25 protein-coding genes are annotated in these 25046 nt (G+C 48.1%); 9 read left to right on the top strand and 16 right to left on the bottom strand.

All coding sequences use genetic code 11. The features are described 5' to 3' along the window. Positions 1-3 precede the first annotated feature (3 nt). Together ACY2RR_RS07140 and ACY2RR_RS07135 are read right to left on the bottom strand one after the other, a co-directional pair. The gene (locus tag ACY2RR_RS07140; protein WP_490107450.1) at positions 4-627 is read right to left on the bottom strand and encodes an SPOR domain-containing protein; all 624 of its coding nucleotides are present in this window, start codon (positions 625-627) and stop codon (positions 4-6) included. Positions 628-684: 57 nt separating this feature from the next. Continuing rightward, complete coding sequence (locus tag ACY2RR_RS07135; RefSeq protein ID WP_490107449.1) at positions 685-1035, bottom strand: hypothetical protein; 351 nt, start codon at positions 1033-1035, stop codon at positions 685-687. 59 nt (positions 1036-1094) lie between these two features. Here ACY2RR_RS07135 and argS point away from each other — a divergent pair, with 59 nt between their 5' ends. Together argS and ACY2RR_RS07125 are read left to right on the top strand one after the other, a co-directional pair. Then, complete coding sequence (gene argS, locus ACY2RR_RS07130; protein ID WP_490107448.1) at positions 1095-2837, top strand: arginine--tRNA ligase; 1743 nt, start codon at positions 1095-1097, stop codon at positions 2835-2837. Between the two features lie 164 nt (positions 2838-3001). After that, a complete protein-coding gene (locus ACY2RR_RS07125) occupies positions 3002-4216 on the top strand; it encodes a hypothetical protein (RefSeq protein ID WP_490107447.1) in 1215 nt (404 codons plus the stop codon). A gap of 59 nt (positions 4217-4275) precedes the next feature. Here ACY2RR_RS07125 and ACY2RR_RS07120 read toward each other — a convergent pair whose 3' ends face one another. From ACY2RR_RS07120 to ACY2RR_RS07100, 5 genes are all read right to left on the bottom strand, one after another. Continuing rightward, a complete protein-coding gene (locus tag ACY2RR_RS07120) occupies positions 4276-4491 on the bottom strand; it encodes a hypothetical protein (RefSeq protein WP_490107446.1) in 216 nt (71 codons plus the stop codon). Between the two features lie 185 nt (positions 4492-4676). Further along, on the bottom strand, positions 4677-5045 hold the full coding sequence (locus tag ACY2RR_RS07115; protein WP_490107445.1) for a rhodanese-like domain-containing protein: 369 nt from the start codon (positions 5043-5045) through the stop codon (positions 4677-4679). A gap of 142 nt (positions 5046-5187) precedes the next feature. Further along, the gene (locus tag ACY2RR_RS07110) at positions 5188-7179 is read right to left on the bottom strand and encodes a transglycosylase SLT domain-containing protein (RefSeq protein WP_490107444.1); all 1992 of its coding nucleotides are present in this window, start codon (positions 7177-7179) and stop codon (positions 5188-5190) included. Between the two features lie 213 nt (positions 7180-7392). Continuing rightward, positions 7393-7830, bottom strand: a complete 438-nt coding sequence (dtd, locus tag ACY2RR_RS07105) for a D-aminoacyl-tRNA deacylase (protein WP_490107443.1) — start codon at positions 7828-7830, stop codon at positions 7393-7395. Between the two features lie 18 nt (positions 7831-7848). Beyond that, positions 7849-8526 (bottom strand): SDR family NAD(P)-dependent oxidoreductase, encoded by a 678-nt coding sequence (locus ACY2RR_RS07100; protein WP_490107442.1) that lies wholly within the window; start codon positions 8524-8526, stop codon positions 7849-7851. Positions 8527-8601: 75 nt separating this feature from the next. On the opposite strand from ACY2RR_RS07100, the gene ACY2RR_RS07095 reads away from it, so the two are divergent. Next, positions 8602-8976, top strand: a complete 375-nt coding sequence (locus tag ACY2RR_RS07095) for a Cif family virulence factor (protein WP_490107441.1) — start codon at positions 8602-8604, stop codon at positions 8974-8976. Between the two features lie 29 nt (positions 8977-9005). Here ACY2RR_RS07095 and pip read toward each other — a convergent pair whose 3' ends face one another. Then, the gene (pip, locus tag ACY2RR_RS07090) at positions 9006-9986 is read right to left on the bottom strand and encodes a prolyl aminopeptidase (RefSeq protein WP_490107440.1); all 981 of its coding nucleotides are present in this window, start codon (positions 9984-9986) and stop codon (positions 9006-9008) included. Between the two features lie 161 nt (positions 9987-10147). Between pip and ACY2RR_RS07085 the strand changes: the two genes are divergently transcribed. After that, positions 10148-10564 (top strand): hypothetical protein, encoded by a 417-nt coding sequence (locus ACY2RR_RS07085; protein WP_490107439.1) that lies wholly within the window; start codon positions 10148-10150, stop codon positions 10562-10564. On the opposite strand, the gene ACY2RR_RS07080 is transcribed toward ACY2RR_RS07085, so the two are convergent. The 4 genes from ACY2RR_RS07080 to ACY2RR_RS07065 all read right to left on the bottom strand — a co-directional run bounded on the left by ACY2RR_RS07080 (position 10561) and on the right by ACY2RR_RS07065 (position 14649). Next, a complete protein-coding gene (locus ACY2RR_RS07080; RefSeq protein ID WP_490107438.1) occupies positions 10561-11295 on the bottom strand; it encodes a hypothetical protein in 735 nt (244 codons plus the stop codon). The genes ACY2RR_RS07085 and ACY2RR_RS07080 overlap by 4 nt on opposite strands. 83 nt (positions 11296-11378) lie before the next feature. Further along, positions 11379-11984: a YceI family protein gene (locus tag ACY2RR_RS07075; protein ID WP_490107437.1), complete on the bottom strand. Its 606-nt coding sequence runs from the start codon at positions 11982-11984 to the stop codon at positions 11379-11381. Between the two features lie 166 nt (positions 11985-12150). Next, positions 12151-13965 (bottom strand): translational GTPase TypA, encoded by a 1815-nt coding sequence (gene typA, locus ACY2RR_RS07070; RefSeq protein ID WP_490107436.1) that lies wholly within the window; start codon positions 13963-13965, stop codon positions 12151-12153. A 30-nt stretch (positions 13966-13995) separates the two neighbouring features. After that, positions 13996-14649, bottom strand: coding sequence for a lipopolysaccharide kinase InaA family protein (locus tag ACY2RR_RS07065; RefSeq protein WP_490107435.1), 654 nt, complete (start codon positions 14647-14649; stop codon positions 13996-13998). 225 nt (positions 14650-14874) lie between these two features. On the opposite strand from ACY2RR_RS07065, the gene msbA reads away from it, so the two are divergent. Together msbA and hldE are read left to right on the top strand one after the other, a co-directional pair. Further along, positions 14875-16713 carry a lipid A export permease/ATP-binding protein MsbA gene (gene msbA, locus ACY2RR_RS07060; RefSeq protein WP_490107434.1) on the top strand — a complete coding sequence of 613 codons (1839 nt, stop codon included), beginning with the start codon at positions 14875-14877 and terminating at the stop codon, positions 16711-16713. After that, the gene (hldE, locus tag ACY2RR_RS07055) at positions 16710-18149 is read left to right on the top strand and encodes a bifunctional D-glycero-beta-D-manno-heptose-7-phosphate kinase/D-glycero-beta-D-manno-heptose 1-phosphate adenylyltransferase HldE (RefSeq protein ID WP_490107433.1); all 1440 of its coding nucleotides are present in this window, start codon (positions 16710-16712) and stop codon (positions 18147-18149) included. Before msbA ends, hldE begins: the two co-directional genes overlap by 4 nt. Positions 18150-18214: 65 nt before the next feature. Here hldE and ACY2RR_RS07050 read toward each other — a convergent pair whose 3' ends face one another. After that, complete coding sequence (locus ACY2RR_RS07050) at positions 18215-19921, bottom strand: AMP-binding protein (RefSeq protein WP_490107432.1); 1707 nt, start codon at positions 19919-19921, stop codon at positions 18215-18217. 166 nt (positions 19922-20087) lie between these two features. Between ACY2RR_RS07050 and ACY2RR_RS07045 the strand changes: the two genes are divergently transcribed. Next, a complete protein-coding gene (locus ACY2RR_RS07045; protein WP_490107431.1) occupies positions 20088-20414 on the top strand; it encodes a hypothetical protein in 327 nt (108 codons plus the stop codon). Position 20415: 1 nt separating this feature from the next. Here the strand turns inward: ACY2RR_RS07045 and ACY2RR_RS07040 are convergent, their stop codons facing one another. Further along, on the bottom strand, positions 20416-20931 hold the full coding sequence (locus ACY2RR_RS07040; protein WP_490107430.1) for a glycine cleavage system transcriptional repressor: 516 nt from the start codon (positions 20929-20931) through the stop codon (positions 20416-20418). Positions 20932-21071: 140 nt separating this feature from the next. Further along, positions 21072-21689: a hypothetical protein gene (locus tag ACY2RR_RS07035; RefSeq protein WP_490107429.1), complete on the bottom strand. Its 618-nt coding sequence runs from the start codon at positions 21687-21689 to the stop codon at positions 21072-21074. Between the two features lie 304 nt (positions 21690-21993). Here ACY2RR_RS07035 and ACY2RR_RS07030 point away from each other — a divergent pair, with 304 nt between their 5' ends. Further along, positions 21994-23187, top strand: a complete 1194-nt coding sequence (locus ACY2RR_RS07030) for a class I SAM-dependent rRNA methyltransferase (protein ID WP_490107428.1) — start codon at positions 21994-21996, stop codon at positions 23185-23187. 181 nt (positions 23188-23368) lie between these two features. On the opposite strand, the gene ACY2RR_RS07025 is transcribed toward ACY2RR_RS07030, so the two are convergent. Continuing rightward, positions 23369-23680 carry a hypothetical protein gene (locus ACY2RR_RS07025; protein WP_281646156.1) on the bottom strand — a complete coding sequence of 104 codons (312 nt, stop codon included), beginning with the start codon at positions 23678-23680 and terminating at the stop codon, positions 23369-23371. Between the two features lie 341 nt (positions 23681-24021). Here ACY2RR_RS07025 and ACY2RR_RS07020 point away from each other — a divergent pair, with 341 nt between their 5' ends. Then, positions 24022-25035, top strand: a complete 1014-nt coding sequence (locus ACY2RR_RS07020) for an AraC family transcriptional regulator (RefSeq protein ID WP_490107427.1) — start codon at positions 24022-24024, stop codon at positions 25033-25035. Positions 25036-25046 lie beyond the last annotated feature (11 nt).

The raw sequence follows: 25046 nt of genomic DNA, 5'->3' as shown, positions 1-25046 counted from the left end.
GGTTTATCTTTGTTGCAGCAGCATAGTTTCCAAACCTTGTGAAGCCAGCTGCTGCCGCACTGCTCTCACCTCCGGCTCACTGTTAAATGGGCCGAGCTGAACTCGGTGCCACTGTTCTCCGCCACGTACTTTCACTTTCTCAATACGAGCCTCAAAACCGGTAAGGATCAGCTGGGCACGAAGACGATCTGCATCCTGTTCACTTCGAAAGGAGCCTGCCTGTAAAAGATATCTGCGACCGGTCTTTGCCGGTTCTTCAGAATAAGGCGCTTTGGCCTTTGATTTGGCTGGTTCTGATTTGGTGACTGTTTGCTTAGCTGAAGGCTTCTGTGGATCGGCCTTTTTCTCCGAAGGCACCAAAACCTCTGACTCAGGCAGAAGCGTATAAAAATCAAAAACCGGCCCCTTCGTTTCAGCCTCACTGCCTTTCTTCGCCGTGTCTGGCTTCGCATCTGGGGTCATACCAACATTTGGTGCCAATTCGGTCAGCATCATGCCAAAACCGCCAATGGCAATACCGGCCATCAACCAAAGCCAGCCGGGTACTTTTGTTTTTGCCCCGGCCTTCTTACGTTTATTTCCATTTCTGCCAGTCCGCCTGCCAGTCCCTCTGTTAGCGCCCGCCATAATTCCCTCAAGGACAAAAAGAAATGCAGGTTATACCCTGCTTAACAGCCTGCCTGTTTATGCAGAACTGAAACCTAAAATATTATTCCCATCCTGCCACAAAGAATTGTTCGCTGCATGGCAGTAGCGCCACGAGTTTATCTTTCTAAGCAAGACTAATCGGTCATCAATACAATAGCGGGTAATATCAGGGTTAGCCGTCTTGTGAGAGATATGGAATTCCGATAGCATGCAATGCATGATGACAGCCAGTAAAAATGACCACTTTCTACTAAAAAGCACCGGTATTTCTTTTGCCGGAATTGCTATGGCTGTATTTTTTTCTGATATTCGCTCCCGCCAGAATTCAATCCGACGACGAAATAACTGATTCGACGTTGGCGCAGTTTTCTTAACTGCCACCGCCATTTCGGCTAAACCCTTGTAAAATTACTCAAATCTGCACCGCCTGAATTAAGGATTGCTCCATGAACGTGCTCAAGTTCCTTGACCAAAAGATATCCGCCGCCCTCGTGGCCGCTGGCGCACCTGCCGACAGCCCGGCAATGATTCGCCAAAGCGCCCGCGCTCAGTTCGGCGATTATCAGTCCAACGGCGTAATGCCAGTGGCCAAGAAACTGGGCATGAATCCTCGCGAACTGGCTCAGAAGGTTATCGATAATCTGGATCTGTCTGAAGCTGCCGACAAAATCGAGATCGCAGGCCCAGGCTTCATCAACATTTTCCTGAAGCCTGAGTGGATGGCTGCAACCCTGACCGGCTACAGCAAGGATGAGCGTGCAGGCGTAGCCAAGTCTGAAAAGCCTCAGACTATCGTTGTTGACCTTTCTGCTCCAAACGTAGCGAAAGAGATGCACGTGGCTCACCTGCGTTCCACCGTTATTGGTGACGCGGTATCCCAGACTCTGGAATTCCTCGGCAACAAGGTTGTGCGTGCTAACCATATCGGCGACTGGGGTACCCAGTTCGGTATGCTGATCGCTCATCTGGAAGAGCTGCAGAAGACTAACCCTGAAGTTATGAACTCTGAGCTGGGTGACCTGGAAGAGTTCTACCGTCAGTCCAAGAAACATTACGACGAAGATGAAGAGTTTGCCAAGCGTGCCCGTAACTACGTGGTGAAACTGCAGGGCGGCGACGAGTGGTGCCGTGAGCAGTGGCAGAAACTGGTTGACGTGACCATGGAGCAGAACCTGAACACCTACAAGCGTCTGGGTGTGAAGATCACTGCCGAAGACACCATGGGCGAGAGCATGTACAACGACATGCTGCCCGAAATCGTTGCTGACCTGAAAGAAAAAGGTCTGGCTAATGAAGACGATGGTGCCATGGTCGTTTACCTGGACGAGTTCAAGAACAAGGATGGTGACCCAATGGGCGTTATCATCCAGAAGCGTGACGGCGGTTATCTGTACACCACCACCGACCTGGCCTGTGCCAAGTATCGTTACGAAACCTTCGGCGCTGACCGTATCCTGTACTACATCGATGCCCGTCAGGCTCAACACCTGCAGCAGGCCTGGACCATCGTTCGCAAGGCTGGCTTTGTTCCTGAGAATGTGACTCTGGAACACCACTACTTCGGCATGATGCTGGGTAAAGACAACAAGCCGTTCAAAACCCGTGCCGGTGGCGTTGTGAAGCTGGCTACCCTGCTGGACGAAGCCACCTCTCGTGCTGAAAAGCTGATCGACGAAAAAGGCGCAGATATGACTGCCGAGCAGAAAGCTCAGGTTGTTAACGCTGTGGCTATGGGTTCCGTGAAGTACTCTGACCTGTCCAAGAACCGTACCAGTGATTATGTGTTCGACTGGGACAACATGCTCTCCTTCGAAGGTAACACCGCGCCTTACATGATGTACGCCTACACTCGTGTACAGAGTATCTTCCGTAAGGCTGGCGTTGAAGCAGCTTCCCTGGCCGGCGATATCAAGATCACCGAACAGGCTGAACGTGAGTTGGCTATGAAGCTGATGCAGTTCAGTGAGGCCGTTGACGGCGTAGCCCGTGAAGGTATGCCACATATCCTGTGTTCCTACCTGTTCGAACTGGCTGGTGCCTTTATGAAGTTCTACGAATTCTGCCCTGTGAACAAGGACGACGTAGCCGCTGACGTGAAGAACAGCCGTCTGCAGCTGTGCGCACTGACTGCCCGCGTTCTGAAGCTGGGCCTGGGATGCCTGACTATCGAGACTGTTGAGCAGATGTAAGACAATCCCTCTGCTTTAAAAACGCCAGCTCCCAGAGCTGGCGTTTTTGATTCTGGCAATACTTACAAAACAGTCAGCCAGCCCGACATTATCCGCGCTTTTCTGTAACATCTGTATCTTCCCAGCGTCCTAATGAACTCAACGTTTTCATTCAGGACAGAACTATGTTTTCGAAAGCTGGTGCATGCAGTACTTCGCAAATCCCTCATGATGATTCCCTACCTTGTAATCAACAACCACAGCGCGCAGTTGATGGCATGGTCAACAGATTTGGGCGAACATTTCGTATTTGCTCATCCCCTTTCCATTACGGTGAAGACCTTGAGTATGGAACACAGGTTGTTTGCCGAGGAACGTGGGTTCCCGCACTGAGAACTAGCTGTCCAGTAGGGCATAGACTCTGTAATGTCTGTGCTCCAGAAACTATCGACCGGCGTTTTTATGAAGACTTCTGCCGCCTCTGTAAAAAGCGTCATGACGGCACCACACTGGATGGCCTCAGAAAGCAGGACGAAGAACTACTCAAACGCCTGAAAAAGGCCACCTTCAGCTGTAACAACTGCTTCCAACAGGCAAAATACTCAGAAATGCTTGTGCACACCTGTCTAACAAGAGTTAATCGATGCGCAGCAGAAATGCCCTTCCAGGTTTCAGGTAATTCATACAATGCAGAGCAACTGCAATCTGAGGAATGCGTAGAGAGAACAGACAGGCTTATCACCTGGTTTAGCTCCCTGAACAAGACCTCCAATCAGCGAAATCCACTCAAAGAAAATCTGGATAACAGTAAATGGTTAATGGATAACTTCCGGGAAAAATTTCACTATGATCTCAAACCTTCTGAATCGAGATATCCAATATATGAGTCATGGCTCGAAAGAACATATAAGGCAACTTCACTGACAGCTATTGCAGCTTGGGAAAAAGAAAATCCAGGCAACGAAGCCTATGACGACATCGTTAAAATGGGGCTGATCAAATTACATCAGGCTCTTCGGAAAGAATATGCTGAACTCCAGAAAAAAGTTGAGCCAGACTCTATTACCTATCCGGTAATACCTGTTCCTCAACCAGAAGAGGTTCAACCACCAGAACCTGTAGACCATCCTGAAGATGAAGCAGGTTGTTCACATCCTCCATTTGAAGCGGAAAATAGAAAGCGTGCACGAAGCCACTCGCCAGAGTCTGATTTGGATGAAAGCAGCTCCGAAAGCGACAGTGATGATGAAACAGCTTTCACGCCGCCAGAAACTAAACGCCGCCACACAGATCATGACGACAATTCATCAGGTGATGCCTCCCCTACAACACAGGGAGCTTCATTCTCAGCTAAAGTCGCGTATTACTGGGGTAAATTTAAAAGTGCGGTTGGGCTCTGAGCCAACAACCTGTCAGGCAGCCCAAATATTGATGGGGCCACCTGCAGGTAACACTTAGATTACTGGAACACAGGGCCGGGCTTATGGTGTTCTCTGCAATATTCAGCCATGGTATCCCCCGTTAGTTTGTCATGCTCATCACTCCAAAGATGTGTGCCTGAGCCACAGTTATCTCTCCAGCCATCATCACAGCTGTAGTCATGATTGGGAGCAGGTGCCCAGATACTGTTTTCAGTATGGTTTGGCTCAGCACAACACAGAAAATGTGAACTCATATCAGAAGCTTCACCGCAGTTGGCGTTACCATATCCAAAACAAACTCCTGAGAAGAACCCTCCTGCCAATACAGTGAAAACTGAGCTTCTGCAAAATCTGACAAAGCTGAAAGCGTTCATTTACCAACACCTGTAGGCTGACCAGTGAGAACCGCCCAACAGTTTAGCCAAGGGTGTGGAATGATCTACCTGCTCAATTCAGCCAGTTGCTCTGCACTGCAGCTTTCATCCGGGCATAGCTGAACAACGTCGTTCAGGCCACCAAGATTGCGCACATCGGTATAACCCATCATTTCCAGCTCTTTTTCGGCGATGGAGGCACGATTCCCGCTGCGGCAATATAAAAGAATTGTGTCGTTTTTATTGTCTGCCAGTTTGGCTATATGTGAAGACACCAAACGAAAATCCAGATTTACGGCATTCGGATAATTAGCAGAAGAGAATTCCTGAGGTGTGCGAACATCAAGTAATAGCGTTTCAGCACTTAATCCTGAACTCAGAAACAAGATACTGGCAAAAAACATGGTCTTGGCGGTATGCGACCAATGAAACATTATTCGGCTCCCTGCTTTGATCTTATATAGGCGCACTCAAATACAGCAGGGTACAGATTTCTCAAACAAAATGGCACTCTCGTTTGAGTCCACCACCCGAGCTCTGAGGCTCGGGACAGTGTTAAACAGACGCTTTAATGCTTTATGGATAGGAAGCAATCAGTAACTGTTCTGCCGGTGTTAAAGCCAGCCGGGCAGCTTCACTGGGAGTGAACATTTCTGCCTTACCATTGCTTCTAAGGCTGTAAATCACCCGAAATGCCAGCACATTTTGCACATACTGGCGGGTTTCATCATAAGGGATGGTTTCAATCCAGACATCCAGCGGCAAATGCCCACGGGCTTTTAACCAGCGGCGTACGGCTGAACCTCCAGCGTTATAGGCTGCCGTGGCGAATATTTTATTACCTTCAAACCGCTCAGATAACCATGCCAGATGCGCCGTTCCTATAGCGATATTTTTCTCTGGCTGATAGAGATCTGAGGCGTTCCGATAAGACAGCCGACTTTGCTTCGCAGCCTGTTTGGCTGTCGCAGGCATTAATTGCATTAACCCTCTGGCTCCGGCATGGGAGCGTGCGGTAGGGTTGAATGCGCTTTCCTGACGGGCAATGGATATCGCCCAGTATGTTTCAATACTTCGTTTCTTGGCATAACGAGTAAACAAACTCTTTTGCGGTGATGGAAACCGTAAATCCAGATCATTCCACATTGCCTGCTGTGCTGCCGACATGATTGCCTGGTGGTGCCAGCCCATATGGCGTGCCACATAAGGCAGCAATTTCCGCTCCTGACTGGTCAACCTTGGCTTTAACACATTCAATTCAGACTGGGCTTTAGTGATGCGTTTTAATTTCAACCATTCCTGAAGTCTGGCCAAACCTTTATACCGGGCAATCAGCTGATCCAGTTCACTGCGTTGGGGTGTAGCTGGTTTATGATTCAATATAAAAGGCTTATCGGTAAGGTCAGCAACTAAGAATCCGTAGAAACTTCGTTCTTGCCGAAGCCGTTCCAAATCACTGTTTTTCGCTTCAGGATGACTATTAAGTTTGAGATGAGACACTGCACGCCAGTAGCTCCAGGTTTGGCTTTTCTGTTCGTGCTTTGGCAGCTTATCGATGGTTTTAACGACTTGCGACCAATCCTGATCAGCCAGAGCCAAACGCACCCGCCAGCGAGTCACTTCTGGATATTTGTAATCGGCATCAATACGAGCAATCTGCTGAGCAGCATTTCCCGTAAAACTCTTGGCAAGCCTGATAGCCAGCCGTTTATCGATTCGCGCAATTTGAGAAGGCTCGAAAGGATGTTTTTTCCTTAACGCCAGCCAGATATCAACAGCTTGATTCCGGTTACGGGAAGCAAGGCGCTTGACCCCATAAAGCATGATCTGACGGTGGTGAGCCTGTCGCCCATCAAGAAACGACAATGTTTTTAACAGGGAAGGATTATTACGAATTTTCCAGAACAGTCTGGTTGATTGTTTATAATTTTCAGCGGAAATACTTCGATCAATATACCGCGCTAACGAAATCTTATTGTTGGCCACCGCCAGCCAGAAACGTTCAACTGCCAGCTTCTGTGTCAGCAGTCCCTCATTCTTCCAGCGTTTGAATAGCGGATCACAGGCTTTATCCTGAGATTTACCCACCAACCAAAGATTTTCAGTTTCTTTCCAGGCTGCCTCAGTTTTGCCCGTGTTAAGCAAAGCCCGACCTTTCAGACACTGATAGCGTCCACCACTCACTTTTACACGCTTATACGCCGTGAGATAGTCATTCCAGCGTTGTTTGCGGGCAACCCAGTCTAACCACTTGTATTGGAGCCTGGATGCTTCTGGCTGATCAGAATGGCTATCCACAAACTGATCAATATCCTGCTGTGACAACTGATCAAAACGCTTAACCAGATACAGGTATTCCAGATAACCAACTAATGGATAACTGGCAAGGGTGTTCTGGTGCTCAAGGTAAAAACTGTTATTACCCTGTTCCAGAGATTTTTCGGCATCAAGAAACAGTTCCTGCAGGGAAGCTCGTTTGGCAAAGCCAGAGCCTGGCAGCAGCAGGATAAAAACAATTCCCCAGACAAGTTTTCTGGGGAGTTTTGGGATAGAACGGCTGGGCATCATTTCTCTGGCATCATCGGCAGATAAACTGCGTTATATTTACTCGTGCATCGGCTTTTCAGGATATTTTTCCAGCCATACTGAAAGCCTATGTCATGGTGCCTCATTTGCTCAAGTCAATTTTGCCTCTGCTACACATCCTTCATCAAAATTTCAAAATTGAATACTGTTTGCTGTAGCAAGCCCCCATACAGGCAGACTTGCCGCTTCAGAGCATCAGGCTTCCAACAAGAATGTCACCGGCCCATCGTTGAGCAGACTGACTTTCATATCTGCACCAAAGCTGCCGGTGGCAATTTTAGAGTGCCTCTCCTTTGCCATCCCTACAAACTGGTCATAAAGCTCTTCGCCAAGCGCCGGTGATGCTCCAGAACTGAAACTTGGGCGCAGCCCTTTACGGGTATCGGCAACCAGAGTGAACTGAGAAACCACCAGCAAACCACCGCCAGTATCAGCAAGACTGAGATTCATCTTGCCTGCGTCATCGGAAAAGATGCGGTACTTAAGAACTTTATCCAGCAACTTACTGGCCTTCTCTGGTGTGTCATCTTTTTCTACACCTAACAGCAGAAGAACCCCATTATCAATTTCGCCAATAGTCTCACCATCTACCACCACACGGGCATGGCTGACTCGCTGAATCAGTCCTTTCACTCACAACTCCTAAAACGATTAACGACTTAAAGTTATATCAGACACAAAACCTTTGTCTGCCAGACCTAAAGCATTGGCAATCATCTCTGCCGCCTGCTCAGCAGACATAAAACTTTCAACCGGGTAGTTCACACCAGTGTCTTCCCAGAAACCTGTTGCCATACCTGCAGGATAAACAGCCACAACTCTTAATGGAGAACCTTTTACTTCTTCCCGCAAGGATTCGGTAAATCCACGCACACCCCATTTAGCGGCGCAATAGACAGATTCTCCTGCTTTTCCTTTCAATGCTGCAGTCGACATAACATTCACAATCACACCGCCAGCCTGTTTCATGTCCGGAACAAAAGCCTTACACGGATAAATAATGGGGAGAAGGTTATCCATTAATGATTGCTGAATGTCTTTGTCATCCAACGATTCCAGTGAGCCAAACAATCCGGCGCCGGCGCAGTTGATAATCTTTGAAGGTAATCCCAGATTTTCATGCACCCAGTTTTTCAAATTTGTTACGGCTTCAGCATCACTCAGATCACAGCTAAATATAAGGTGTTCTCCAGTTAACTCTTCAGAAAGAGCCTGCAACTTATGTCTGTTTCTGCCAACGAGCAGAAGAGTTTCCTGCTTCTGTGCCAGCCTGACTGCCAGAGCTTTGCCAAGCCCGCCTGTTGCACCAGTTATAAGGGTGTACTTCATAATCACCACTCTTCCAATCAGAGACTGAGTGTTCGAACTAAACTTTCCCGTTCATTTTCCGTGAGATCATTCACCATGCATCATGACAGTCTCACAGCAACGCTGAACGCCAGTAAAAACTGGATTAAACACTTTAACAAGGGAGATACCGATTACTGTATCTCGGCTTACACACCGAAAGCGGAGATGGAAGCCAAACCCATGGGAGAATACAGTGGCCGGGAAAATATCGACAACTTCTGGCGCCCTTTTATCCAATCCGGAGCCACCGATCTGGTTTATACCGATATCTGGCTACAGGAGATTAGCGAGAGCAAAGTACATCTTGGAGCCAACTGGCGCATGAATGTTGGCCGGGGAATTATCACTCTGGAAGAATGGATAAAAACAGAGTCCGGCACCTGGAAACTGGCCGTCGACAACTTCGAGATACAGGAGCAGTTTCACTAGAAAACTGCTCCTTAAAACAAGCCTCTGTGTTACGAGCTTCTGTCGAGATTAAATTCTGCCTTAAACCGACGCGCCATTTCATCCGTAGCACGAACCATTGCATCACGAATCCCTGGCTCAAAAGCTGAATGCCCTGCATCCCTCACAATATGCAGCTCGCTATTTGGCCATGCTGCCTGAAGAGTCAGGGCATTTTCCAGAGGACAGATCAGATCGTAGCGACCATGAACAATAATGCCGGGAATATCTTCTATTGCAGAAAGCTCCAGCAGAACACCGTCAGTTTTCAAAAACACATCATTCATCAGATAGTGCATACAGATGCGCGCCAGAGCGATGGCTTTGTGAGGGTCAGAGAAACTGTCCAGTACTTCCTGACTTGGGCGCAATGTTGAACAGTGCGCATCCCAAGTACAGAAGGCTTTCGCCGCTCCCATTCTGGCCAGTTCATCATCACCAGTCAGGCGTTGATAGCAGGCTTTTAACAGGTCATCTCTTTCATTTTCAGGAAAGTGAGACGCAAATGTCTGCCAGTAATCCGGAAAAATTCGCCCAGCTCCCTCTTTATCAAACAGCCAACGGGTATCGCTCTTTCTGCCCAGGAAAACACCGCGCAATATCAGCCCCAGAACCTTGTCAGCATGCCGAGCAGCATAGAGCAGGCCAAGAGTGGAACCCCATGAGCCACCCAGAACAAGCCACTTATCAATTTTCAGCTCTGTACGGATTGCTTCCATATCAGAGATCAGGTCATCGGTGGTGTTATCCTGAAGCTCTGAGTGAGGTGTTGAACGACCGCAGCCACGCTGATCCCAGATAATGATCCGGTACATCTGTGGATCAAAGAATCGACGACTGTGTTTGTCACACGCGACACCAGGGCCGCCGTGGAGGAAGATAACAGGTATGCCTTCCGGATTGCCGCTCTCATCAATATAGATTTTATGTCCACCGGAGACTGGCAGATTATGACGGGCATAGGGCTTAATGGGCGGGTAGAGGGTCAGCATTGAAAAATCCCTGTGAGTTCCTGACGTGTTGGTGCCACCGCAACATTTACAACACTACTCCTATGGAGCACCATCTTAAAGGCAATTATACCGGCTCTGATCAAATCAGCCGTGATAGGAATCAGTAAAGACGATTCCGACAATAAACCAAGAAGAAGCCTATGAACAGACTGTTTTCCAGCGTCATTCTCTCCACCCTGTTACTTACCGGCTGCAGCGAACTTCCCGATGAAGAAGCGATCAACCAAAACATTGATAAGGCTTTTGCAGGGCTGAGCAACAAAGAGATGGATCAGGTTCTGGATAACCTGAGTCCTGAGTTTACCGGCAGCCATGAATTGGACAAAAGGTCAGCCATGCGCATGATGGCTTTTCACTTTATGCGTCATAAGGACATTAATGTGATTTCTACTCGCCGCGATACGACAGTTAACGGTGATAACGCTGTCACCAAAGGCACAGCTATTCTTTCTGGCCAGAGTTCCTTTATTCCAGAAAATGGTCGTTTAGTCAGTTATACCGGGCATTGGGAAAAAACCGAAGGCGAGTGGTTTCTGCGCAAGCTGGAGTGGAATTAGTTCTGTTCAAAACCGGGCATATCCTCGCCTTTCATATGTATAACTGAAACTATCTTTTTCTTCAGTTTCATCCGTTCAGGGTTACGGCCGTGGTAGAGGAGTTTGAGATAAGAGGCAGGGCTGTCCACTTTTATTTTTTTTCCGTGGTTAAGGCTGTCTACTACATACCACTGCCCACTCTCTCCTCTTACGCACGTCACGAAATGATGACTTAAGCCTGATACCAGAATAACCCTGTCTCCCTTCAGGTTCTCCAGAGCTTCAATCAACGATTCATCATAGACCGCGTTATGAAGGGTAAGCTGAGAAGCCGGTGGTAGCTTCTCTTCCGGCGCTGCTCTCAGGCAACGTTCCTGCATCCGACTCAGAAGTACTTCAACATCCTTCTGTTTGTAGATGTCATAAGGCTCCAGCGCATGCTTTCCAAAGAATGCATTAGCGGCGTGAGTGCCACAGGTTTGCTGACCCCATACCTGTTTTTCTATGTAGATGACATCTGGCTCATTTCTTGGGTTTAAGCCATACAGAACTGAAGGAGCATGAGATTTGGAAATATTCCGGGTATGGATATCCCGAGGAGGTGGAAAATGTCTTCTTGAGCGATTGAAGAGCTGTTTAATTGTTCGCTTAAGTGCTGAAATTTTGCGCTTAAAAGCCCGGTAAGCTTTTTCAGCCGCAGAAGGCTGTAATGGACTTTTCGAATGCCTGAAATGTCGTCCCAATATTTTCATAACAGCCAAACACTCTGAACGTTCCCTGTTCAGAAAAGACTAGATCGGAAATCTTCAGGTATCCATGTAACTACAGACCCTGGCTAGCTGGCTTTTTCAGATGCCTTAACGGGCACAAACTTCAGCCGAAAGGTTACAGGTACGGCGTAGGAAATATTATTAACTCCCGCTATATCCACAAGCAGCTTCACTTTGTCCTGAAAGCCAAACTCATCGGCCATCACAATAATTGGCTTCAGGGTAATGAGTTCAATTTCACCAGCATCATTCTGTCTAACCAGAACATCTGCTTTCATGCGCTTACGCACATTGTTCATGGTCAGGTAGAAGCCCAACTCCAGAGAAACTTCGCCTCTTTCTTCTACCTGCTTTTGTACCCGGTTATAGATTTTCAAGCTGACTTCAGCGGTCGGCAATTTAGCGACTTCAAAAAATAGATCTCTTAATCTGCTGTCCCGTTTTTCAAGACCACTGTCCAAACTGGCAAGACCAATTGTCAGGGAAGCATTGCGCTCAGCATCGATTGCGCCAGACATACTGGTAAAAGTTGCAGTGGTTACCAAATGGGTATTTTTGGTAAAGGTAAAATAAAGCTGTGAAGACTCTTTATCCAGAACCCAGGAAGCATGGGTAACTGCTGACACAACCAGGCTTATACACAAAACACATAACTTCAGAAGTCGCATCATTCAGCCCTTTGATGTTTTTATATTTGACGTTTTTATATTTGGTGTTTTTTATAGTTCGGAAATTGTGCCCGACCCTGCCATTCACTACAAAGAAAAACTACAAACTCAGGATAATAAAAAGCCCCGCTACATCGCTGCAGCGGGGCTTTTGAAAGAAGAGTAGAAATTACTTCTTCTTACTCATGCGCTTACGTTCAACCTCTGTGAGGTACTTCTTACGCAGACGAATGTGGTTAGGAGTAATCTCAACCAGCTCGTCATCGTCAATAAACTCCAGAGCCTGTTCCAGAGTGTGACGAATGGGCGGAGTCAGAATAATGTTTTCATCGGTACCGGCAGCCCGCACGTTGGTCAGCTGCTTACCCTTGGTTGGGTTAACCATCAGGTCGTTGTCACGAATATGCAGACCAATAATCTGGCCTTCATACACTTCAACGTTCGGATCAATAAACATCCGGCCGCGGCTCTGCAGGTTGAACAGGGAGTATCCCAGAACCTTGCCTTTAACCATGGAAACCAGAACACCGTTGTTACGGCTGCCAACTTCACCTTCTTTCACAGGACCATAGTGATCGAAGATAGAAGTCAGGATGCCGGAACCGGAGGTCAGGGTCAGGAACAGGGAGCGGAAACCAATCAGACCACGGGAAGGCATGATAAAGTCGAGACGTACACGACCTTTGCCGTCAGGAACCATGTCCTTCAGCTCAGCTTTACGTAGCCCCATCTCTTCCATGATGGCGCCCTGATGCTCTTCTTCAACATCAACAACAACCTGCTCGTAAGGCTCTTCCTTTACGCCGTTGTTGTCACGGATAACAACTTCAGGACGGGAAACAGCCAGTTCGAAACCTTCACGACGCATGGTTTCGATGAGTACAGACAGATGCAGTTCACCACGACCGGCAACCTTGAACTTGTCAGCATCGTCGCCCTGCTCAACACGTAGTGCTACGTTGTGGATAAGTTCACGATCCAGACGATCCTTGATGTTTCGAGAGGTTACGAACTTGCCATCCTGTCCACAGAACGGAGAGTCGTTTACCTGGAAGGTCATGGATACTGTTGGTTCATCAACAGTTAGTGCAGGTAGCGCTTCAACACTACTCGGATCACAGAGAGTGTCGGAAATGTTCAGACCTTCAATACCAGTGATGCAGATAATGTCACCAGCGCGGGCATCTTCAGTTTCAACCCGTTCAAGGCCAAGGTGGCCCATAACCTTTTGGATTTTGGCGTTACGCTCTTCACCGTGCATATCAACCAGACGTACAGGAGTACCTGGCTTGATGTGGCCACGCTTAACCCGGCCAACACCGATAACACCTACGTAGCTGTTGTAGTCCAGGGCAGAAACCTGCATCTGGAAAGGACCATCAACATCAACGTCTGGTGCAGGAACGTTTTCAGTGATCATTTCAAACAGAGGAGTCATATCCTCAGCCAGCTGATCTGGTTCCATGCCGGCAACGCCATTCAGGGCAGATGCGTAGATAACCGGGAAGTCCAGCTGTTCATCGGTAGCACCCAGGTTGTCAAACAGGTCAAATACCTGATCCATAACCCAGTCAGGGCGAGCGCCAGGACGGTCAACCTTGTTGATAACAACAATCGGGCGCAGGCCCTGTTCGAAAGCCTTGGAGGTTACAAAGCGGGTTTGAGGCATAGGGCCGTCTACCGCATCTACCAGCAGCAGTACGGAGTCTACCATAGAGAGAACACGCTCTACTTCACCACCGAAGTCAGCATGTCCTGGAGTGTCCACAATATTAATGTGGTAGTCGTTCCAGTTAATGGCCGTGTTCTTGGCCAGAATGGTAATACCGCGCTCTTTCTCCTGGTCATTGGAGTCCATGATGCGCTCAGTACCCTGATCCTTGCGGCCAAGGGTACCGGACTGCTGCAGCAGCTTATCGACCAGTGTTGTTTTGCCGTGGTCAACGTGAGCGATTATCGCTACGTTCCGGAGTTTCTCGATCACAGGGAAAATGCCTCTTTTCATCTGGGCTGATTACAGACCAGCCAGAATATTATCTAATTTCTTCCGGAACCCTTCTTGGGAACCAGCCATATCGTGATAGCTTTCTGCCAGAATAGCCGCTGAATCACCCAGCAGCTCCATGTCTTCCCGATAACGGGCCATATGTCTGAAATTACGCAACCGGCTGCCTTCACTGAGGCTGTACCGGCGGCAACGCATATCAGAAATATCTATCAACCCAAGGCGTTCATCTGGCATTCGGAGAATATTCCCCAGATGCAGCGAACGAAAGTACACGCCAGAGCGGTGCAGCCAGGCAATAAAGCGACCGAGATCACGTGCCAGCTGCTGCTTTTCAGGCTCATTGCACTTCGCCAGCCACTGGCGCAGGGTCTCACCTGCCAGCGGGTGGTAGTGAACCGCCATACGCTCAACAGATGGAATTTTATAAACAGACTTTATTTCAACTGTGGGAATGCCACGCTCAACCAAGGCTTGAGCATTTTTGGCAAAGCGCACGGCATAAGGCCATATCAACTCTGAGGTTAGCAGGCGTTTGCGACGAAACAGCTTCAAAAACGTCCCGTCTTTCAGCCTGATCACCTTATCGCCAAAGCCGTCAGCCTCAATAACACTGCCGCCGTCCCGCAGTCTGTTATAGTCCGTAGCAGTAAGAATCTGCATTGAAAGTCTTCAGCTTTTCGTGTGTGCTGGTTGGCAAAGGCGGGCATTCTACCTGTGGCGAAGGCTGAGGAAAAGGAAAGTCTGCTTTGTAACCGTGTAAAATAGGGAAATTCCGCCCTAAAAGACGCCCGGATTGCAGCCGGTTACTGATGATATGTTATGATTATCGGCTTCACTTGATTTGCACGATCGTTCCCTTTTATTCCTATCAGCAGGTTTTGATGTATGACCCAACAATCCCGCACCGCTGAAACTGAAAGCAGTGGGCTGGCGATTTACCTGCGCCTTCTGGGGTATGTACGCCCTTACTGGCCCTATTTTGCCCTGAGTATTCTGGGCTATGTCTTTTTTGCTGCCAGCCAGCCCATGTTTCCAAAGCTGGTTGATTACTTTACAACGGCCCTGATCGGCGATGCACAAGACCCGGTGACTATCTGGGGCCTGGGAGAAGTTACTCCAGAGAAGCTGGTTTTGGTTGTCCCTTTGGGCATGGTCTTTATTGCCGTGTTTCGGGGTTTCGGCTCATTTCTAGGTAACTATTATCTGGCCCGGGTTTCTCTTGGTGTTGTCCACGACCTTCGAGTGCACCTTTTTAACAGTATGCTGGTGCTGCCCAATAAGTTCTTTGATGACAACAACTCCGGCCACCTGATTTCCCGCATTACTTACAACGTAGGCGGCGTAACCACAGCAGCTACAGATGCTATTAAAGTGGTTGTTCGGGAAGGCCTCACGGTCATCGCAGTTCTGGGATACCTTCTCTACACCAACTGGAAGCTGACTCTGCTGTTTATTGCCATCATGCCAATAATTGCCGGTGTTGTTGCCTTTACCAGCAAGCGGTTCAAAAAACTCAGTAAGAAAATCCAGAACACCATGGGCGATGTGACCCATATTGCCTCTGAAACCATTACCAGCCACCGTGTTGTGCGTAGCTTTGGTGGTGAAACCTATGAAAAGAACCGTTTTCTGGCTGCCAGCACCGACAACACCAAGAAAGGCCTGAAGATGGTAAAAGTTGGTGCCATTATGACACCAACTCTGCAGCTGATTATTCTCTGCGCCATGGCTGCTCTGATGTATGCAGTACTTTACCTGCAGAGCTCTGGTGCCACTGCCAACACTCCGGGGCAACTGGTTGGTTTCCTGACAGCTGCGGGTCTTCTTCCTAAGCCTCTTCGTCAGCTCAGCGAAGTTATCCCCAATATCCAAAAAGGTATTGTGGCGGCGCACTCTGTTTTCGAACTGGTTGATGAAGAAACAGAAAAGGATGAAGGCACCTTTGAAGTTGAAAGGGTTGATGGTGAGCTGGAAATCAAAAATCTGACTTTCACCTATCCCAATGCCGAATCTCCAGCATTAAAGGATATCAACTTCACAGTTAAACCCGGTGAAACCATCGCTCTGGTTGGGCGCTCAGGCAGCGGTAAAACGACTCTCGCCAGCCTCCTGCCGCGCTTCTATAACTATGAGCAAGGTGAAATCCTGCTTGATGGTCACCCCATTGAGAATTACCAGCTCAAAAATCTGCGTAAGCAGATGGCACTGGTAAACCAGCAGGTATCTCTGTTTAACGATACTGTGGCCAACAATATTGCCTATGGTGATCTGCGCGATACGGAAGAAGACGACATTCGTCTGGCAGCCCGCTCAGCTTATGCCATGGAATTTATTGAAAATATGCCTGAAGGGTTGAACACTCTGGTAGGTGAAAATGGCATACTGCTGTCTGGCGGTCAGCGACAACGTCTGGCTATTGCCCGTGCCATTCTCAAGGATGCTCCACTGCTGATTCTGGACGAAGCCACATCAGCTTTGGATACCGAATCCGAACGTCATATCCAGTCCGCGCTGGATAACATTATGAAAAACCGAACCACTCTGGTTATCGCTCACCGCTTATCCACCATTGAAAATGCCGACCGCATTCTGGTGATGGATAAAGGGCGTATTATTGAATCCGGCACCCATAGCGAACTGCTGGCCAGAGAAGGCGCCTATGCCAGACTGCATCACTTGCAGTTTGAAGAACAGGCTGAAACCGTGACAGAGATTATTGCATGAAGCTTACCCTGCCCCGTTTTGACAAAGCCCGCGTAGTTGTAACTGGCGATGTAATGCTAGACCGCTACTGGCATGGTCCGACCCGGCGTATTTCCCCCGAAGCTCCGGTTCCTGTCGTGCGAGTAACTGGCACGGAAGATCGCCCCGGTGGTGCAGGAAACGTTGCCCTTAACATTACCTCTCTGGGTACTCCTGTTTGGCTGTTGGGCGCAACCGGTGATGACGAAGCTGCTGATAGCCTCAGTAATACATTGGAAGCTGCAGGTGTCAGCTGTGACTTTATCCGTCATGAAGATGCGCCAACGATCACTAAACTGCGGGTTATCAGCCAGCATCAACAGCTCATGCGTTTGGATTTTGAAGAGTCTTTCTCCGAATGTTTCCAGGAACAGATTCCCGAACATCTCGAAAAGTCTCTGGAAAATGCTGATGCTCTGGTTCTTTCTGATTACGGCAAAGGTACGCTGTCAGATTTGCAGAGTCTGGTAAAAATGGCTCGTGCCAGGAATATTCCAGTACTTGCTGATCCCAAAGGCTCTGATTTTGAAAAGTATCGCGGCGCTACAGTAATCACGCCAAACCTGAGTGAGTTCGAAGCCATTGTTGGCCTCTGCCCTGACGAGAAAACCCTCGTTGAGAAAGGCCAGAAGCTGCGCCGTGATCTGGAACTTGATGCCCTGCTTATCACCCGTAGCGAACATGGAATGACTCTGCTGCGAGAAGATGAAAATGAGCTGCACTTCCCTGCCCGCGCTCGGGAAGTTTTCGATGTAACTGGTGCTGGCGACACTGTTATCGGTGTATTGGCTGCAGGTTTAGCCAGTGGCATGTCTCTGCCAGAAGCGACTGCCTTGGCCAATATTGCCGCTGGTATTGTGGTTGGAAAACTGGGAACCGCGACTGTCAGCATGCCAGAACTGCGTCGTGCAGTTAGCCGTGTTCATGGTGTGGAACGTGGGGTGATGACCCGCGAGCAACTAGCCAATGTTGTAGAAGATGCCAAAGCTCAGGGCGAGCGCATTGTCTTCACCAATGGCTGCTTCGATATTCTCCATGCTGGCCACGTGGGCTATCTGGAACAGGCACGCAAACAGGGTGACCGCCTGATTCTGGCGATTAATGATGATGCGTCTGTTCATCGTCTGAAAGGTGAAGGCCGCCCTATCAACCCGGTTGAACGTCGCATGGCGGTTTTGGCTGGTCTGGAAGCCGTGGACTGGGTATTGCCTTTCCACGAGGATACTCCGGAAGAGCTACTGAAATTGCTCAAGCCAGATGTTCTGGTAAAAGGTGGTGATTACTCTGTAGAACAGGTTGTTGGCGCACCTATTGTTCACGGGTATGGTGGTGAAGTGGCTGTTCTTGAGTTTCTGGATAACTGCTCAACAACGGCTATCGTGCGTAAGATTCGCCGTGAGGAAGATACTGTAGCCTGATCTCTTTCAGGCTACAAAACTCTGCCGAAGCAAGCTTTGATTCGGCAGAGCTTCGTTACGAACTATCACTCTTGGTTCTTCTTATACTCTTCTCTTAGTTCTTTCCTGAGAACCTTGCCCACAGGTGTCACCGGAAGTTCTTTACGGAAAACAACCTGCCTTGGAATCTTGTAAGCTGTTAGCTTGTCCCGACACCAGCCAAGGAGTTCTTCCTCTGTCAGAGTCGTATTAGAAGCAATCACATAAAGCAGAGGTGCTTCACCCGTCTTCTGATCTGGTATACCGATGCAAGCACAGTTAGCCACTCCTGGATGGGTGGAAACAACATTCTCGATTTCATTGGGATAAACATTGAACCCGGAAACAAGAATCATATCTTTTATCCGGTCAACGATACGAATAAAGCCGTCTTCCTCAACCTTGGCAATATCGCCTGTTTTCAGCCACCCGTCAGAATCGAGAACTTCTTCCGTTGCATCCGCTCTGCGCCAATAGCCTTTCATAACCTGAGGACCACGAACGCACAGCTCCCCTGGCTCACCAAACTCTACATCATTGCCTTCTTTATCAATGAACCGAACTTCTGTCGATGGTAGCGGCAAACCTGCTGTACCTGGCTGAGCAGCTTGCCCGAGTGGGTTTACACTAACAACCGGTGAACACTCGGTAAGGCCATAACCTTCAGATATACGACACTCGGTCAAAGCTTCCCAGCGTCTTGCAGTATCTTCCTGAAGTGCCGTTCCTCCAGACATGGTGACCTTGAGTCCACTGAAATCCAGTTTTTTAAATTCGGGGTGGTTCATCAGGCCAACAAAAAGAGTATTTAAGCCTGAGAAAACTGTGAACTTCCAAGGTTTGATAGCCTTCAAAAACAAATCTATATCCCGCGGATTTGCCACCAGAACATTGTGCTGACCGGTATGAGGGAAATACATCAAGTTCACAATAAATGCGTAAATATGATAAAGCGGAAGAGGAGCAATAGCTGTTTCCTGCCCGGAAGTTAGCCAGTCACTGCCGTCTTCCTGCTTCTGCCCAAGTGAAGAGTTAACCTGAGCGATGTTTGCCATCAGGTTGCCGTGAGTCAGCATCGCCCCCTTGGCAACACCGGTTGTTCCCCCGGTATATTGCAGCACAGCAATATCATCTGTAGTTCTAGAGCGAGGAGAAAAAGCAGAACTACTCTGCCCTTTGGCTATAATATCCCGGAATGAAAGCGCTCTGGGCAAATCAAAATGAGGCACCATCTTTTTTACGTGCCGCACAAGTGCATTCACAATCCAGCGTTTTGGAGCTGGTACCAGATCAGCAAAGGCTGTTCGAATTAAATATTTAACTGGTGTATCGCTGACAACCTCTTCTACTGTGTGGCCAAAATTTTCCAGAAACAAAAGTGCTTTTGCGCCAGAGTCATTCAGTTGGTGACGCAACTCTCGAGCCGTATAAAGAGGGTTAGTATTTACGACAACCAGGCCGGCTCGTAAAGCACCGTAAGCAACAACAGGATACTGGAGAAGATTTGGAAGCTGGATAGCAATACGATCACCAGGCTTAAGATCAGTGTGGTTTTGCAACCAGGCAGCAAAATAGCCGCTGAGGAGATCAATATCCCTGTACGTTAGAGTATGCCCAATTCCTGTAAAGGCAGGTTTATCTACGTAGCGTGAGAATGAGTCTTCAATCAATTCCGTCAAAGAATTAAACGGAAGAGGAGCGGCCTCACCGGGCACTCCTGCGGGGCGCTTGTCATCCCAGAATCCAGATTCCATTTCCCTATCCTGTGATATGAGTTGTTTTTGTTATACATACCATTATTACCAAGCCTCCACGGTATAGGCAATGAAAGTCATCTGCAGACAACTGCTCAATAGTTCTAAAACGGCAAAAACATAGCAGTAAAAATACTTTCTATCTGGTCTTTACAGAAAAGCATTCATGGGGCAATCTGACAATGTCTCATTAGTATTGGCATCAACGAAGTTGGACATAGATTACCGCTTGATAGCCTGTCAGGATCGTTTTCGACAGGTCTCCCACCGGATAAACATTCAGCAGCTGGTCGAAGATTTTAACCGGTTGCGCTTAACAGCTTCCAGCAACGGTATTCAGGCACGTTCTGACGCAGTTTCCTTTATCACCAGCAATCTTGATTTACTTTCTGTTGTTGAAGATCTCGACAGCGAACAGGAAGAGTCACGCTGCCTGTTAAATACTCTGGTATCTGAACTCTATGATCTGAAGCCGGAAGCCGCTCTGGCCTAGGCTATTCAAGGCTGATGTCCAGCATCAGCTCTGGAGAAAGAGCTTCAAGACGGTTTCTCACAGTTTCTATATCCACACCTGCTGGTGCCCGCAGGTGTGCCTGCATGGACTGTAAACTCACACCTGTATCAGGAGCCGGCAACGTATCAGTATGCAGCTCACTAATGCGAATATGCTGCTCTGCAAGAAGGCGGGAGATATCAGTCACCAGTTCTGGGGCGTCGTCTGCAATCAAGTTCAACAACAAGTGTCGTTCTTTTGGGGGAACCATTGAGGAATCAACCTTATCAATTCTCACAGTGATTCCATCTGATTCCAGCCGTTGCAATGCTGATGTCAGGGTTTCAAGAACGTCCGTGGCTACGGAAACAAAAAGAATACTGGCGAAACGCCCAGCCATGTGCGCCATGCGACTGGCAACCCATCGAGCCTGATGCCTTGAAACTATCCGGGTTAATTCCTGCTCCATTCCTGGCAAATCTGGCCCAGTCACTGTAAGAACAAGGTGGTTGGTCATCCTCTCTGCCCCTGAAAAAATTTCATAACAGTATGGACTGTGATCTGTTTGGGGGGATTATTTTTTCAAGGATCAACGTGACAAAAGAAGAACACCGCAAATCCTTGAAAAATTTGCGGTGTTAGTAGATGAAGAAAGTTCTACTTCAAATCATTCAGCTGCAGAATAATCTGGTTATCTTTGACCTCTAGACTAATCGGACTGTTCGGACCACCCTGAAGCTCATTTGGGAAACTACCGGTATTTGGTAGCACGATTGTTAATCCGGTTGGTGAAGTCTGGAAACCAATACCCTGTGCGGTATCAATCGTGTAATTGCCGTTAGAACCTGTTGCACTTGCGCCCGGTGGCAGCGGATCACCATTTGGAAGCTGGTTCAGTATTAGCTGAGCATCATCTCCAGAGATCAGCCCATGTTGCTGTAAACCACTCACCAGTCTTTGTTCGAAATTGGGCTTAACTGCGGGCGGTAAGTAAAAGCGTCCATCAAGGCTTTCTTCCAAATCTCTGGAAACCGCGGCACTGGAAGTCTGGCGTTGAATATCGCCAATAGAAGGTTTGTCCCCTTCTTTATTTTCCAGACCGCCATCGTAATAAGGAGTAGTACTGCTATCGTCTGTAGGACGAACCGTCACCGTACTCATTATATAAACATCTTCCATCTGTTCCCCTTCCAGAGGCTGAACCTCTGCGTGGAGCAATGGGGACACTGCCAGCCCGAGCACAGCTGCAGAAAGGTATTTGGGGAAATGCTTCATGGCGGCGTCCTGTCCTTATATGACGAAATCTGTAGTTTTTATAATAGCTTTCTATATGTCGGATCAGGCGTCAGACTTACCACAGACTGAGACCAAAACCTTAAAAGTGCCACAGCAGCGCCTACACTTTTAGAAACAGCGTCAGGAAAATGCCAAGACATTTACCTTCGACTCCTTATAATACCGCTCCCTTACCTCTATTCTCCTTGCTTTTATGCCACATCACAGCGGCATAAACGCCAAAAAGCTTCACAACTTTTCTGGTGCAGAATACTGTGGTGCAAGATTTCGTGCGGATTAAACCATGACTTTAACAACCTTACGCCTGAAAAAAAATGCCGACAGACGCCTGAAGGCTGGCCATCTGTGGATTTATAGTAATGAAATTGATACCGCGGCCACACCGCTCAGCGGCATTCAACCCGGACAGCAGGCGGTTATTGAGTCATCTACCGGCAAAGCTCTGGGCATTGCCTATATCAACCCGAATACCCTGATTTGCGGCCGACTGGTCAGCCGGAACACCAAGCACGCACTGACCACATCCCTGATTGTTCATCGCCTGAAGATTGCTCTCAGCCTTCGGGAGCGCTTGTTTGACCAGCCTTGCTACCGTCTGGTTTACGGTGACAGCGATAATCTACCAGGCCTCATTGTTGACCGCTTCCACGATTATCTGGTGGTTCAAACCGGAAGTGTCGGTATGGAAGTTATACGGGAAGAAATTGTTGAAGCTCTGGTTAAAGTCCTGAAACCTGCCGGCATTCTGTTCCGCAACAGTGGTGGCGCCCGCAAACTGGAAAGCCTGCCGGAATATATTGAAACCGTTTACGGCGAAGTTCCTGATGAACTTCCGCTGATTGAAAATGATACGAAATTCCTGGCACCGGTTATGGAAGGCCAGAAGACTGGCTGGTTTTACGATCACCGCCCAGCCCGCGCTTACTTGAACACAATGGTAAAAGGCCAGCGGGTTCTTGATGTATTCAGCTATATCGGTGGCTGGGGTGTTCAGGCAGCTAATCATGGTGCCAGCGAAGTATTCTGTGTCGACAGCTCTGCTCTTGCTCTTGAGTATGTTCACAAAAACGCCGAGCTCAATGGTGTGGGTGATAAGGTTGCCACTCTTGAAGGTGATGCATTCTCTGCGCTGAAAGAGTTGCACACAGCTCAAGAAAAATTTGATGTTGTGATTATGGATCCACCAGCGTTTATTAAACGCAAAAAGGATATCCGTAATGGCGAACAGGCTTACCGTCGTGTAAATGAAATGGCGATGCGTTTGTTAAACAACGATGGTGTTTTGGTAAGTGGTTCCTGCTCCATGCATCTGCAACGTGACTCCCTGGTTGATATTCTGCGAGCTTCCGCCCGCCATATTGATAGAGAGATTCAGTTGTTTGGTGAATGTCATCAGGGTGCGGATCATCCTATTCACCCAGCCATTCCTGAAACAGCTTATATTAAAGCCCTATTTGGTCGTGTATTAAGAGTCTGACGAAAACCGATAAATACCGACAAAGACTGACATTATTAACGACATTTTTTAATTATAAAAAAAGCCCCGCAATTTGCGGGGCTTTACTCTGTGAAAGCTTCTGATTGGAACTCAAATCAGGCCAGGGCCGTATAACTCAAGATTAATGGAAACTTCTCACTTCTATTTCTACTGCCGTCTGTCAGGCTGTCTTGGGCAGATCATCAACACTTACTTCTGCACCAGTCATGTCGTATACCTTGCATGAAGAAACCTGTGCCCGCCCTTGTATATAAGCGCGATCAAGTTTCGGAACACCAAAGCTGACATGCCTGTTTGCTTTTCTGGCATCAATTCCTAACTGGAATGCTGCCTCTTCTGCGCGCTGTGCCCAACCAAGGCTTTTGATGTAGTCATCTTCCATACGAGACATAACACCAGCGGCGTACATGGTCAGAATATCTTCAACACGCTCTTCCATTGCATTTATTACAGATGAATCACCCGCAACCATGAAGCTTACCTCCTGAAACCACTCAATAAATAATGAACTTATAACGCTTGTGAAACAGACCTTATCGTTTTTTAACGTTTGTTTGGCCTGTGTAATTATTTATACCGACAAGTTTTTTTTATTGCTTGTCTGTAAGTGGACAGTGACTTGACGATAAGTCTACTGACTGGTCAAATAACGAAAGCGATTGAACGTAACAGCTTATTAATGCAATCTAAGCATTATAATGCCGTCAATCGTCATCAGTTGTATAGGACAGGATATGGTCGGGTAAGTTCATCGACCAGACAGTATGTCATTTACTGGAATACCTGCAGCCCCAAGGGAACTGGAGCAAGCTGATGTTCAAAATCATGGATACGGAAAGCCATCCGACCAGGAACTCCCTCACCGTCTGGGCGCAGTTTCTCAGCCACCTTCAACCTGTTGCTCTTGAGCATTTACCCAATAAAGACCCTGAAAGCTTCCATGGCCGTTTGCGCCTTGCACACCTTGGCGACCTTCGTATCAGTATTCTCAATGCAACGGAACACTGCCTCCGGAACCAGCCACCTGTTATTTCCGGAAAACCCCGAAAAGAATATGTATTAATAATGCCGATCAGCGGCACGATTGTTGTTCGCCAGGGCAGAACTGACATGCCCCTGGGGAAAAACCAGTTGTTACTAATTAATATCAGCTACCCGGTTGAAACAGTTTATCTCTCTCCGGCTTGCTGCCTGCAAATAATGATTCCAGAAGCAAGACTCCGACACCTGCAAAAGCTACTGCCTGATAACACCCCTTCCCCTCTGGATTGTCACAGGGGTATGGGAATGATTCTGCGCAACCAGATAATGGGCATGGTGAACGGGCTGAGCGATATTACCTGTGAAAAGGTGTGCCATGCTCTGGGAGAACAACTCATTAATCTACTGACGATTACCATGCATCACACACAGTCAGTGCATGGAAAAAAGTCTCCTGAACAAAAGCGATTGGCTTCCATACTCACTGCCATTGATCAACAGCTGGAAAATCCGGATATCAGCACGGACTCTGTTGCCAAAGCTGCATGCATATCCAGAGCTTATTTGTTTAAGCTGCTGAAACGCCATGACACCAGTTTCCGTCAGGAAGTTTTGCACCGTAGACTGAACAAAGCCAAGAACCTGTTAAAAGATCCTAATCTTACGCACTTGCCGGTTTCTGATATTGCCTGGCGTCTTGGCTTTAACAGCCATAGTCACTTCAGCCGCAGTTTTCAAAAAGAGACTGGAGTATCTCCCAGCGACTTTCGCCGCCAGGATATAACCCAGAAAGAAGTGGAAAGTCAGAACCTGGAGCTGGATCTTTCTCTTGGAGGAGGCTGGTAACCAGCCCCTTC

This window comes from Parendozoicomonas sp. 2304DJ65-17, assembly GCF_058148445.1.
This window is presented reverse-complemented; position numbering and strand designations above follow the sequence as displayed.

Coding starts and splice junctions, on each gene's coding strand:
- ACY2RR_RS07135 (WP_490107449.1), bottom strand. CDS start 1,035: ATGGCGGTGGCAGTTAAGAAAACTGCGCCAACGTCGAATCAGTTATTT.
- ACY2RR_RS07065 (WP_490107435.1), bottom strand. CDS start 14,649: ATGCAGATTCTTACTGCTACGGACTATAACAGACTGCGGGACGGCGGC.
- argS (WP_490107448.1), top strand. CDS start 1,095: ATGAACGTGCTCAAGTTCCTTGACCAAAAGATATCCGCCGCCCTCGTG.
- ACY2RR_RS07075 (WP_490107437.1), bottom strand. CDS start 11,984: ATGATGCGACTTCTGAAGTTATGTGTTTTGTGTATAAGCCTGGTTGTG.
- ACY2RR_RS07140 (WP_490107450.1), bottom strand. CDS start 627: ATGGCGGGCGCTAACAGAGGGACTGGCAGGCGGACTGGCAGAAATGGA.
- ACY2RR_RS07040 (WP_490107430.1), bottom strand. CDS start 20,931: ATGACCAACCACCTTGTTCTTACAGTGACTGGGCCAGATTTGCCAGGA.
- ACY2RR_RS07050 (WP_490107432.1), bottom strand. CDS start 19,921: ATGGAATCTGGATTCTGGGATGACAAGCGCCCCGCAGGAGTGCCCGGT.
- ACY2RR_RS07100 (WP_490107442.1), bottom strand. CDS start 8,526: ATGAAGTACACCCTTATAACTGGTGCAACAGGCGGGCTTGGCAAAGCT.
- ACY2RR_RS07030 (WP_490107428.1), top strand. CDS start 21,994: ATGACTTTAACAACCTTACGCCTGAAAAAAAATGCCGACAGACGCCTG.
- ACY2RR_RS07020 (WP_490107427.1), top strand. CDS start 24,022: ATGTTCAAAATCATGGATACGGAAAGCCATCCGACCAGGAACTCCCTC.
- ACY2RR_RS07095 (WP_490107441.1), top strand. CDS start 8,602: ATGCATCATGACAGTCTCACAGCAACGCTGAACGCCAGTAAAAACTGG.
- ACY2RR_RS07120 (WP_490107446.1), bottom strand. CDS start 4,491: ATGAGTTCACATTTTCTGTGTTGTGCTGAGCCAAACCATACTGAAAAC.
- ACY2RR_RS07085 (WP_490107439.1), top strand. CDS start 10,148: ATGAACAGACTGTTTTCCAGCGTCATTCTCTCCACCCTGTTACTTACC.
- ACY2RR_RS07110 (WP_490107444.1), bottom strand. CDS start 7,179: ATGATGCCCAGCCGTTCTATCCCAAAACTCCCCAGAAAACTTGTCTGG.
- pip (WP_490107440.1), bottom strand. CDS start 9,986: ATGCTGACCCTCTACCCGCCCATTAAGCCCTATGCCCGTCATAATCTG.
- ACY2RR_RS07125 (WP_490107447.1), top strand. CDS start 3,002: ATGTTTTCGAAAGCTGGTGCATGCAGTACTTCGCAAATCCCTCATGAT.
- ACY2RR_RS07045 (WP_490107431.1), top strand. CDS start 20,088: ATGGGGCAATCTGACAATGTCTCATTAGTATTGGCATCAACGAAGTTG.
- ACY2RR_RS07025 (WP_281646156.1), bottom strand. CDS start 23,680: ATGGTTGCGGGTGATTCATCTGTAATAAATGCAATGGAAGAGCGTGTT.
- ACY2RR_RS07080 (WP_490107438.1), bottom strand. CDS start 11,295: ATGAAAATATTGGGACGACATTTCAGGCATTCGAAAAGTCCATTACAG.
- hldE (WP_490107433.1), top strand. CDS start 16,710: ATGAAGCTTACCCTGCCCCGTTTTGACAAAGCCCGCGTAGTTGTAACT.
- msbA (WP_490107434.1), top strand. CDS start 14,875: ATGACCCAACAATCCCGCACCGCTGAAACTGAAAGCAGTGGGCTGGCG.
- ACY2RR_RS07115 (WP_490107445.1), bottom strand. CDS start 5,045: ATGTTTCATTGGTCGCATACCGCCAAGACCATGTTTTTTGCCAGTATC.
- ACY2RR_RS07035 (WP_490107429.1), bottom strand. CDS start 21,689: ATGAAGCATTTCCCCAAATACCTTTCTGCAGCTGTGCTCGGGCTGGCA.